Genomic DNA, 10023 nt, shown 5'->3' on the forward strand with positions numbered 1-10023 from the left:
TTTTTCCCTCTCCTAATGCTTGATACAGAGTACCTAAGGATGAGTTTTTGGTATCCATTCAGAAAACTATACCTTCGCCTAGGTAATTTGAGAGGAGAGGTCGCTTTTACAACAAGTTGTACAAGATGAATATCAGGTATAAGGTGTTTAGCTTCCCATCCCTGAGATAACTATCATATTCATATCATAATAACCACTCAAAGCACATGGATAAGAATGCACTAAAGAAAGGATACAAAGAATTCCTTAAAAGTAGAGAGGACCCCAAACTCAGTGAGAATACCTGTGCCTGCTACTCGAGTTTCGCTTTAACGAATAGAACGCTAGCTACATTAAAAGGCTTTGATACCTTTGATATATACGATATATCAGAGCCGTCAGAGTTAGACGCTATTATCACACAACTTAAAGGGGATTCCGAGTATTGTTCCTTGGACAAGAATCACAATCAGCGGAATGCCCTGCGGTATTATTCTGATTACCTCAAATCTTTGGACTTGACAGATGCTCCCATAGAGAGTACTCAAGTCCAGTCCTCTATCCATTCTCATCAGGTCATCTACTTCGGAGCTCCAGGTACTGGTAAGTCTTATACGGTAAAGGTTAAACTGAGGGAGGCTCATGTGGCTAAAGAGAATATCTTCCGTACGATCTTTCACCCCGATAGCGACTATGCTAGCTTTGTAGGTTGTTATAAACCTGTCATGGAGGGGAACGAGATCAAGTATGAATTCACTCCACAAGCCTTTACGGATACTTACGTACAGGCTTGGAAGAACAAGCAAGCTAATGAGCCCATCTACCTTGTAATCGAGGAAATCAACCGAGGGAATTGTGCTCAGATATTTGGTGACCTCTTTCAGCTACTAGACCGTCAGAACGATGGTAGTTCAACCTATGGAATCAAGGCTGATAAAGATCTCGTACACTACCTAGAGACGGTGTTGGGGCAAGGTCATGAGGGGATTAAAGGTGGGGAGTTACGTCTGCCTCCCAATCTCTATATCATGGCCACAATGAACACCTCAGACCAATCTCTCTTCCCGATGGATAGTGCATTCAAGCGCAGATGGGATTGGATGTATGTACCTATTAAGTACAGTGAGCCTGTTTCAGGTAGTTTTAAGATAGCTATTGACGGGAAGAAATACTTATGGGTGGACTTCTTAAAGAAAGTTAATGAGAAGATCCGCGAGATAACGAGCTCAGAGGATAAGCAAATGGGGAACTTCTTCATCACAAGATCGGTAAATGAAGAAGAGTTCAAGAGTAAGGTCATGTCCTATCTATGGCATGAGGTATGTAAGGATGAATATGGAACTCAAGGTAATTTCTTCCGTGATAAGGATGAAAAAGAATTTAGTTTCAATGATCTGTATGGAGGGGAAGGTACGCGGAAACTGAATGGTTTAATGGCTTATCTTGGTGTTTTACCATATCAGTCTTTAGTGTCTGGTAATGGAGGGAGCACAAAGCCAGCAGAAGAGCCACAGGACTCTAGAGCAGAGATTGGTACAGTGAATGCCATAGAGGGAACAGGAGATGCTACAGGGGCTGCAGAACAACCACTGGACTCTAGTACAGAGATGAAAGGAGAGGAAGGTGAAAGTACTACAGAAACTGTAGAAGAGGGAGAAGAGTAACCATCTTAGGACTTTATCGTCGTGAAAATCCTCTTTGAAGACTATCATTATGGACCGAGAGATATCCCCCAAGATATCCTAAAAGCAAGGGGGATAACCTCAACTAAGCTACAAAACGGTGAAGTCAAATTAGGTTGTGTAGGCTATTATCATGATGTAGCCTCTGCAGAGACTATTTTTATTCTCCCCAAGGTCTTCATGGAGAAGGGGTCTGCTTTTGGGCAATATATCCCCCGGAGTCTACGCTCCCTATCGGAGGAGAATAAGCAGATCTCACCTCAGGTTCGTACGTCCTTATTTGATATCTCGGTACAGCTCTACCAAGCAATTGCACTCTACAACGAGCGTAAAGAGCTTAATACGATTACGTCCAAGCAAACGCTGGCCCGTGTCACTGGGTGCAGAGGAGAGATGGAATCCACTTTGCTGGATCATATCCTAGCCCTCCTACGCTTTGCCAAGGAGCATCAGTCCCTCTTCATCCGCATTACGACCATTATGCATAGTGGTCGGAATAGAATACATTGGATCAAAACGATCCGATCGACCTCCCCAGTCTTTAGGGACAAGAAGCCTTACTACCTTGAGTGCAAGACTAAGGAAAAGGCCGTTAACTACGAAGAAGAACTAATCTGCCTCTTCTATTCAACACTAGACTATCTAGGAGCTACCTACCACTTCCCGGTGACGCGCAACCTCAACTACGAGACGGAAAGGCCCGATCGTATCGCAGACTTGATACGGAGTGGTAAGGGGACAAGGAGGCTACGTAAGATTCGAGGTCAATACTTCGCTGATGAGCTAGTACAGCTATGGGACTTACTTTATGCTTTCTATAAGCGAGCGGAGGATATGGCGCAGAAGAAAGAACAGAATGAGTACTTACTCGTGCGGAACTTCAATAACGTCTTTGAGGATATGATCGATTGCTTGATCGGGGATTCCTCCCTGCCAAGTGGTCTGAAGAGGCAGAAGGATGGTAAGATCATCGACCATATCTACCGAGATAGGTCGCTTATAGAGGGAGGTGATATCTACTTTATTGCGGATAGTAAGTACTACAAGGATGATAATGAGGTGAAAGATGTGTCTCTCTACAAGCAGTTCACCTATGCCAAGAACGTCATACAGCATAATATTGAGCACCCAGATCTAACCTTACGCTATCGAGACGAGGTAACGGAAGGCTATAGTCTTACCCCGAACTTCTTCATCCGGGCCTACTGCCATGAAAACTTATCGTATAGTGAAGTTGGGCTGAAACAGGAGAGTACAAACGAAAGTTGGCACTTTAAGAATCGTTTATTTGATCGGGATACGCTCTTAGTCCTTACCTATAGCATCAACTTCCTCTATGTGCTCTCTTCCTATGTGCAGAGTCGAGGCTCGAGCAGGGGTACCAATTATGCTCTTCGTGCCACGTTCAGAAAAGATGTCATCGAGGCCTTTAAGGAGAGGTATGATTTCTACGAGGTAAAGCTCCCACAAGGGGACTCCTCCAAGGAGTTTGTAAAGCGTAACTTTAGGGAGCTCATCGGTAAGATATATCAAACTGAAGTGGGTAAGCTCCTCCTTGCGCTGAAGAAGGGGGAAACAGAAAACGAGGGGATATTAAAAGACCTGCAGGATAAGGAGGGCTGTAATTGCTCTGCTATATCTCTCGAACAACTCGCTGGGAGTCACAGTTGAGAGAGCCCCCTCGTGGGTAATCTCTGCTGGTCAAAGCAACCTCGCTCGGTGAGCGAGAAGGGCTGGAGGAGGGTCATTTGGGGTAGTTGAGCTATTTTTGCAGTTGTATTTTGCCCTAATACCTATCCCAAAGGAAGGGGTGGGGAAGGGTAGATGCACCCCAAGATGAGCAAGCAAACTTCATATCAAAGCGGTAAATGAACCATCCTCTACTCGGTCGCCTAAGGTCGGGGTATCTCTATATAGCCTTACTCTTCGTCATTTGTTTCGCCCTAGGTGCATGCCACGAGCAGAGGCAGGATAGCGGTCGTGTAGCTGTCACGACGACCATCGCTCCCGCAGCCTCGCTTATTCAGGCTATTGGGGGAGAGCTGGTCTCAGTCACGACACTCCTCCCTAAGGGGAATAACCCAGAGAACTATGAACCCACTCCTCGGGATATACAGTCGCTGTCGCAGAGTAGGGGCTACTTCTATATCGGTGATCTGGGCTTCGAGCGAAGCTGGATCGATCGTATTCGATCCCTACAGCCCGAGCTACCCCTCCTACGGCTCGATGCCACTCTACAGAGTGCCGACCACGGACACCAGCATGATGGTCTCGTACATGATCCCCACTACTGGACTAGTCTTAGGGGACTTAGGGCTATGAGTCAGACGATCCTCAGTGGGCTCTCTGCTGTGGATAGTGCACACCGAGCCCGCTATGAGGAGGGTGAGGCGGAGCTACGCCGACAGCTGGACAGCCTAGAGCAGACCCTTAGGGCTCGCCTTCAGGAGCTCCCCTCTCGGAGCTTCGTGATCTACCACCCTTCCCTCTCAGAGTTCGCCAGCGAGTGGTCTCTGGAGCAGCTCGTCATAGAGGAGGACGGTAAAGAGCCCTCTCCCGCACACCTAGAGCGGATCATACGTAGAGCTAGAGAGGCAGGGGTGAAGGTGGTCTTTGTACAGAAGGAGTTCGAGAGCAAGCTAGTCCATAGTATTGCCTCAGAGCTGGGGGCAGAGACCTATGAGATCAATCCCCTAGATGGCGACTGGCAGGGTGAGCTCCTAAAGATAGCTAATGCCCTCTCCCAGCCTGTGCAGACACCCAACCAATCAACCCGATGAGTACGATCCTACGACTAGAGGATGCCAGCATAGGCTACTCTGATACCCTTGTCCTAGAGCACTTCGACTGGAGCATACAGCGTGGCGAGCGCTGGGCGATCACGGGGCCTAATGGCTGTGGGAAGACAACGCTCATGCGTACGCTTCTTAGGCTGATCCCGCTACGTGGGGGGCACCTTCGTTGCTTCGATCGGGTAGGGCAGGAGACCTCCGACCTGGTGATGAGCTACCTCCCGCAGATCAACCAAATAGACCGCCACTTCCCGATACGTGTCTGGGAAGTAATCGACTCTGGACTCCCTAAGGCTCTGCGAGACCCTAAGGCTCGCCGAGAGGAGCGGAGCCGTCTGGTAGAGGCCGTCGGGGTACACGAGCTCCTAGATAACCCCATAGGACGACTCAGTGGTGGACAGCTCCAGCGTACCCTCTTGGCTAGAGCCCTAGCCTCTCAGCCCGAGCTCTTGATCCTCGATGAGCCTCTCAGCTTTCTCGATAGAGCCTACAAACAGAGCTTCCAGGGCCTGCTCACAGAGCTCGTACCCCAGGATGCAACGCTCCTCATCGTCACACATGATATGACCTCGGGGGCAGGTGAGGAGTGGCACGAACTACAACTCGGTCAAGACTAATGCGTATGATGAAGAGCTTATCTAGACTATTGCTCGGCGTCTCCCTTACGACGGTTCAGGTGCTACATGCCCAGCCTCAGTCTCAGGGTGTGGATAGTGTACAGACCTCCAAGGGTGAGATCAACCGACTCCTGCTCCATGGGGCTACGATGTCTGCACCAATAGTAGCAGCAGGTCTGCTCCAGACGCTGAATAACCAGCATGTACGGGAGCTACGCTTCGCCTATTATCCACACTTCCGTCATCACTATGATGACTACCTGCAGTTCGCCCCTTTGGCTGGCCAGCTGGGACTTCGTCTGGCGGGTGTGAAGGGGATAACCGATAATCCCCTGCAGATGGTGGTCGCTGATGCCCTAGCCTCAGCCTCCATGCTGGCCATCACCTCTGCGATCAAGTATACAGCTCGGGTGGAGCGTCCTGATAGGTCTTCACGTAACTCCTTTCCCTCGGGACATACGGCTATGGCCTTTACCTCGGCAGAGCTCCTCGGGATCGAGTATGGCTCTCGCTACCCCTGGATACGTCCAGTCGGCTATGCCGTGGCATCTGCTACGGGGCTAGGACGCCTCCTGAACAATCGTCACTGGGTGGGCGATGTGATCACGGGGGCAGGGCTGGGGATCCTCTCGGCACATATCGGCTACTGGGCTGCGGATCGTATCTTCGGTCGTAGCCGTCGCCAGCTCTCTCCAGCTGCGGCCTTCCCCTCTACGGGTCTTCTCCTCTATCTCCCGATAGAGGCCAGTGCCCTCTACACGGGCAGGCAGGCCGAGTGGTATGCCTCTAGTCGATCCCTAGGACTAGGGGCAGAATACACACCAGAGGGGTGGCCTCTCTATCTACAGGCAGAGCTACAGCTCGCCCTACAGCGTATCTATCGACAGTCTACGACGGCTGTAGACCCCAGCGCAGAGGCTAAGTCCCTGTGCCTACATCTAGGTGTAGGACGTGACCTGCCTCTGTGGTATAATCTCGGGATAAACCTCTCTGTGCATGGTACGCTTCGCTACCAGCACCACGAGCGGGTGCTACGTAGTGACGAGCTAAGCTCGGTCTCTCTGCCTCGGCTGGCTCTAGGTGTGGGGCTGGAGTTTGCCCCTCACTGGCGATTCACCCGCCATCTCGGTATACGTGTCCCCTTCGGTACAGATTATGTGCCCTCGGGGATCCAACTAAAGCCTGTGGCAGGGGATGCTATCCATCTTCGGGGCATCGCCTATCATATCTCCACTTCCCTAGAGGTACATTTCTAGGGAGGACGTACTAAAAGTCACCTATTCTTACTAAAAGTCACCTATTCTTACTAAAAGTCACCTATTCTTATGATTTGGTATTATTTGATGCCCGTGATCTTCATATTGGGGATCCTCGGGATCGCATTCGAGGAACAGATTAAGGTTAATAAGACTGCGACAGCCCTACTGACCTGCGTGCTACTCTGGGCTATTCTCCTCATCAATATAGATATAGCCTCCGGCACGGAGGGCTTTAGGGAGTACCTAGAGCATGCTAAGCTCATGACTGGGGAGCATGATGTGTCGGACTATCTCTCCTTCAAGCTCAATGAGCATCTGGGGGATGTAGCCGGGACACTCTTCTTCGTCCTATGCTCGATGGTGCTCGTTAGCACGATCGATAGCTACGGGGGCTTCAAGTCCGTTGCTAGTATCGTGGCGACGACGAATAAGCGTCAGCTGCTGTGGCGTGTTGCCCTAGCTTCGTTCTTATTCTCAGCATTTCTCGATAACCTCGCAGCCTCGATCGTCATCATCGCCGTCCTGCGCAAGCTCGTTCCCGATACGACCGACCGAATGAAGTATGCCTGTATGTGTATCATTGCCTGTAATGCGGGGGGCTCTTGGTCTCCGATCGGTGACGTCACTACTCTGCTCTTGTGGAATAATGGACGTATCACACCCTACTATCAGATCTTCCACCTCATCATCCCTGCGCTGGTGAGCCTGGTGGTGCCGACACTACTGGCCCACTTCTTCCTCTTTAAGAAGGGGGCTCAGCTCCGTAAGCTACCCGATGTACCCGAGGATGAACTGTATGACATCCTACCTCTGCGGGCTCGTGTGACGGTCTTTCTACTGGGTATCCTATCCCTGATGCTCGTCCCTATCTGGCAGACGTTCTTCGATGTGCCCGCCTTCATGGGGGTTATCTTTGGCCTTGTCCTGGTGTGGATTTATACGGAGTTCATGTTCTCGGCACATAAGAAGCGCCTACGTGAAGCCACTACCCTGCGTATGACCCAGCAGCTCAACAATGCTGACCTGACGACCATCTTTTACTTCCTCGGAATCCTGATGTCGGTAGCAGCCTTGATCGAAGGAGGACAGCTGGCGATGGCTTCGGGCAAGGTCTCAGAGCTCATTCCCAGCTCAGGGGTGCTTGCGCTGATTATCGGGGCTCTCTCCTCGATGCTTGATAATGTAGCCCTCGTTGCGGCGGTTCTGGGGATGTTCCCCGTAGATGCAAGTGGTGCACTCTCGCCCTTTATGCTCAATGGCTCCTTCTGGGTCTTCCTTGCCTACTGTGCTGTGACGGGAGGTAGCCTGCTGATCATTGGATCGGCTACGGGTGTGACGGTCATGGGGCTCGAGAAGATTAGCTTTGGCTATTATCTCAAGCGCTTTAGCCTGCTCGCCCTAGCAGGTTATCTAGCAGGAGCCTTGGTCTACCAGCTACAGTCACTCATCTTCTAAGGGCCCCTCCCAGTATTAAGGATGCTCCCAGTAGACCCGTAGCGATCTACTGGGAGCGTCTTTTAGGGAGGGGAAATATCCTCAATGTTTATCCTAAGGGGTAAAGTCTCGGGGCATGTCGTTCTAAATCTGGAGGCTGATAATAACGTAAGGTAGATATAGATAATGAATATATTTAGAGGAATTATATATGCTATGGGTTTTGCTGCCTGCCTGCTTGCATGCACTAATGGAAGGCGAGGGCAGACATCGGGAGCGCCCACCAGGGTTCATCCCCAGAGATATATGCCCAAGGAATTGGACAGCCTTTATCAGCCACTCTGTCGAGATAGCTTCATTTTGCAGGAGTTACACGACGAGTTCAGGAACCCGACAGAGAGGCTATTCCCCATGGAGCAACGAATGGCTCACAAGACCTGGATCCTGGAGTTTACATGGCGGGAGAAAGTTGATAGCTTGATTACAGTATGGTATGTCAGAGAAGCAGATACATTAAGGAGGCTGAGATACTTCCGATATTCAGAGAATCAAGTATTCTAGTAATTATTCTTCCCCTTAACCACAATTTCTCTTCTGTGAAGTTTGATGTAATAGAAGTATAACTTATGAGAATGAAGACAAAGCTCTTTCTGATTTCCTACTTGCTGACGAGCCTCCTCGCTTGCACAACTCATAGTAGGGAGCAATCGCAACAAATACCTCGCCAGGTATTTCCAATCAGCTACGCACCCATGGAACTAGATAGCCTTTATCAGCCACTCTATCGAGATAGCTTCATCTTGCAGGAGAAGCATGACGAATTTCGCCATCCTGTGGAGCAGCAGTTCCCTATGGAACGACGCTTGGCGCATGATACATGGATATTAGAGTTTACTTGGAGAATTAAAGCTGATAGCCTCATCACGGTTTGGTATATCAGGGAAGCTGACACGCTAAGGATCTTGGATAAATTTAGATACTCTGAGTATGATGAATTCTAGGGCGATCTACTCCAAGAAGGTAGACGACTTGATGCAGTACAAGCCTCATGAAGTGCGTGTGCCCATCCACTACCGAGAGTAGTATCTGGAGGCGGATAATGGCAGGGGCTATCTCCTTATATGTCCCGAGACGTAGTGCACCAACTCTTAGGTATTACTCATGAAGACGACCTTGGACGACTGCGGAGGGTGTTGCTATTCTGGTATAGCTGCGGGTATATATTTTTCTCAGAGGATGAGGATGTCTTATTCGTACGGAATATTGACAGACTACCCAGTAAAGAAGAATTTAAAAACGAAGCCCCAATTATTTGTTCAATCAGAGGAGGCTTATCAATGTGTACAAAGTGACGAATAAATGAAGTCAGGCGCTAAAGATCTGTTCTTCTCCTTTTTGGGGAGTAAATACCAAATGATGAGAGAAGGAATGATAGAACTATATCTGAGTCATAACGTGTCAGAGGAAGACGAGGTGATTTGGATAGAGGAATTATTTCAATCGCTACACTTTCGCCTTCAGCGTAATCCCAGTGATTTAGACGCTTTACATCAGATGACATGCTTAATCGAGTGTCATTGTTTGGTAGAGCATGTGCCAAAGCTCTATGACCTGCTATGGGGAAATGCGAAGAGCATAACTCATGCTCAAGAGGTGGCTATATCTATAGGACGGATCATTCATTTCTTGAAAGACTTGCCCAAAAACCGAAAGGCTAAGGAATATATTAAGATGCTCGAAGATTTAGAATCTCAGCTATCACAAGCGCAATGTCGATCTCTAGGAGACTACTGAGCCTCTGAGATAAAAAACTAGAGTTGCTTAGATAATGGTAATAGGTGCTGAAGCATTAAACGAAACAGCTTTATTTAAGAGATCAGCTATGGGGTAGATTCAGACTCAATGACTGCCACAGGTCGTATGGTTATAAATTACTTTCCCTTGAGAAATAGTCAGAGAACTTACTTTGAATCAGCCTATTTTTCATGCAAACTTACGCTCTTCAGAAAGAGAATTATCTCAAGCGAGACCAGTTCATAAGAAGACAATAGTTGCTTCTAGTAGGACAAGATAGTATAGATAGGCTAGCTACCCAAATCATCTTTGACTAAAGTCTTTGTATAACTGAGGATGTGATAATATGCTGAAGAGAGTTTGCATAAAAGCATTGTATAAGGTCATATACGGAGTGTAAGATAGATAGAACAGAGCTGACGCATGAAATCACCATAGTGCGAGGGCAAGGTCGTCAAGGAGCATA

At 48.8% G+C, this 10023-nt stretch carries 7 protein-coding genes; all 7 read left to right on the top strand.

Annotated features, from left to right (window positions below; genetic code table 11):
- Nucleotides 1-206 precede the first annotated feature (206 nt).
- The 7 genes from QZ554_RS03560 to QZ554_RS03590 all read left to right on the top strand — a co-directional run bounded on the left by QZ554_RS03560 (nucleotide 207) and on the right by QZ554_RS03590 (nucleotide 8324).
- Complete coding sequence (locus QZ554_RS03560) at nucleotides 207-1643, top strand: AAA family ATPase (protein WP_297194455.1); 1437 nt, start codon at nucleotides 207-209, stop codon at nucleotides 1641-1643.
- A gap of 411 nt (nucleotides 1644-2054) precedes the next feature.
- Nucleotides 2055-3332 (top strand): LlaJI family restriction endonuclease, encoded by a 1278-nt coding sequence (locus QZ554_RS03565; RefSeq protein WP_297194457.1) that lies wholly within the window; start codon nucleotides 2055-2057, stop codon nucleotides 3330-3332.
- A gap of 197 nt (nucleotides 3333-3529) precedes the next feature.
- Nucleotides 3530-4441: a zinc ABC transporter substrate-binding protein gene (locus tag QZ554_RS03570; protein WP_297194459.1), complete on the top strand. Its 912-nt coding sequence runs from the start codon at nucleotides 3530-3532 to the stop codon at nucleotides 4439-4441.
- Entirely contained in the window at nucleotides 4438-5070 is a 633-nt protein-coding gene (locus QZ554_RS03575; protein WP_297194461.1) for an ATP-binding cassette domain-containing protein, read from the top strand. Before QZ554_RS03570 ends, QZ554_RS03575 begins: the two co-directional genes overlap by 4 nt.
- Nucleotides 5071-5075: 5 nt before the next feature.
- Nucleotides 5076-6326, top strand: a complete 1251-nt coding sequence (locus QZ554_RS03580) for a phosphatase PAP2 family protein (protein WP_297194463.1) — start codon at nucleotides 5076-5078, stop codon at nucleotides 6324-6326.
- A gap of 69 nt (nucleotides 6327-6395) precedes the next feature.
- Nucleotides 6396-7784 carry a sodium:proton antiporter NhaD gene (gene nhaD / locus QZ554_RS03585; RefSeq protein WP_297194465.1) on the top strand — a complete coding sequence of 463 codons (1389 nt, stop codon included), beginning with the start codon at nucleotides 6396-6398 and terminating at the stop codon, nucleotides 7782-7784.
- Nucleotides 7785-7949: 165 nt separating this feature from the next.
- Nucleotides 7950-8324, top strand: coding sequence for a hypothetical protein (locus QZ554_RS03590; RefSeq protein ID WP_297194467.1), 375 nt, complete (start codon nucleotides 7950-7952; stop codon nucleotides 8322-8324).
- The last annotated feature ends 1699 nt before the right edge of the window (nucleotides 8325-10023 follow it).

It is taken from the genome of uncultured Porphyromonas sp., from assembly GCF_915070105.1.
GTDB lineage: Bacteria > Bacteroidota > Bacteroidia > Bacteroidales > Porphyromonadaceae > Porphyromonas.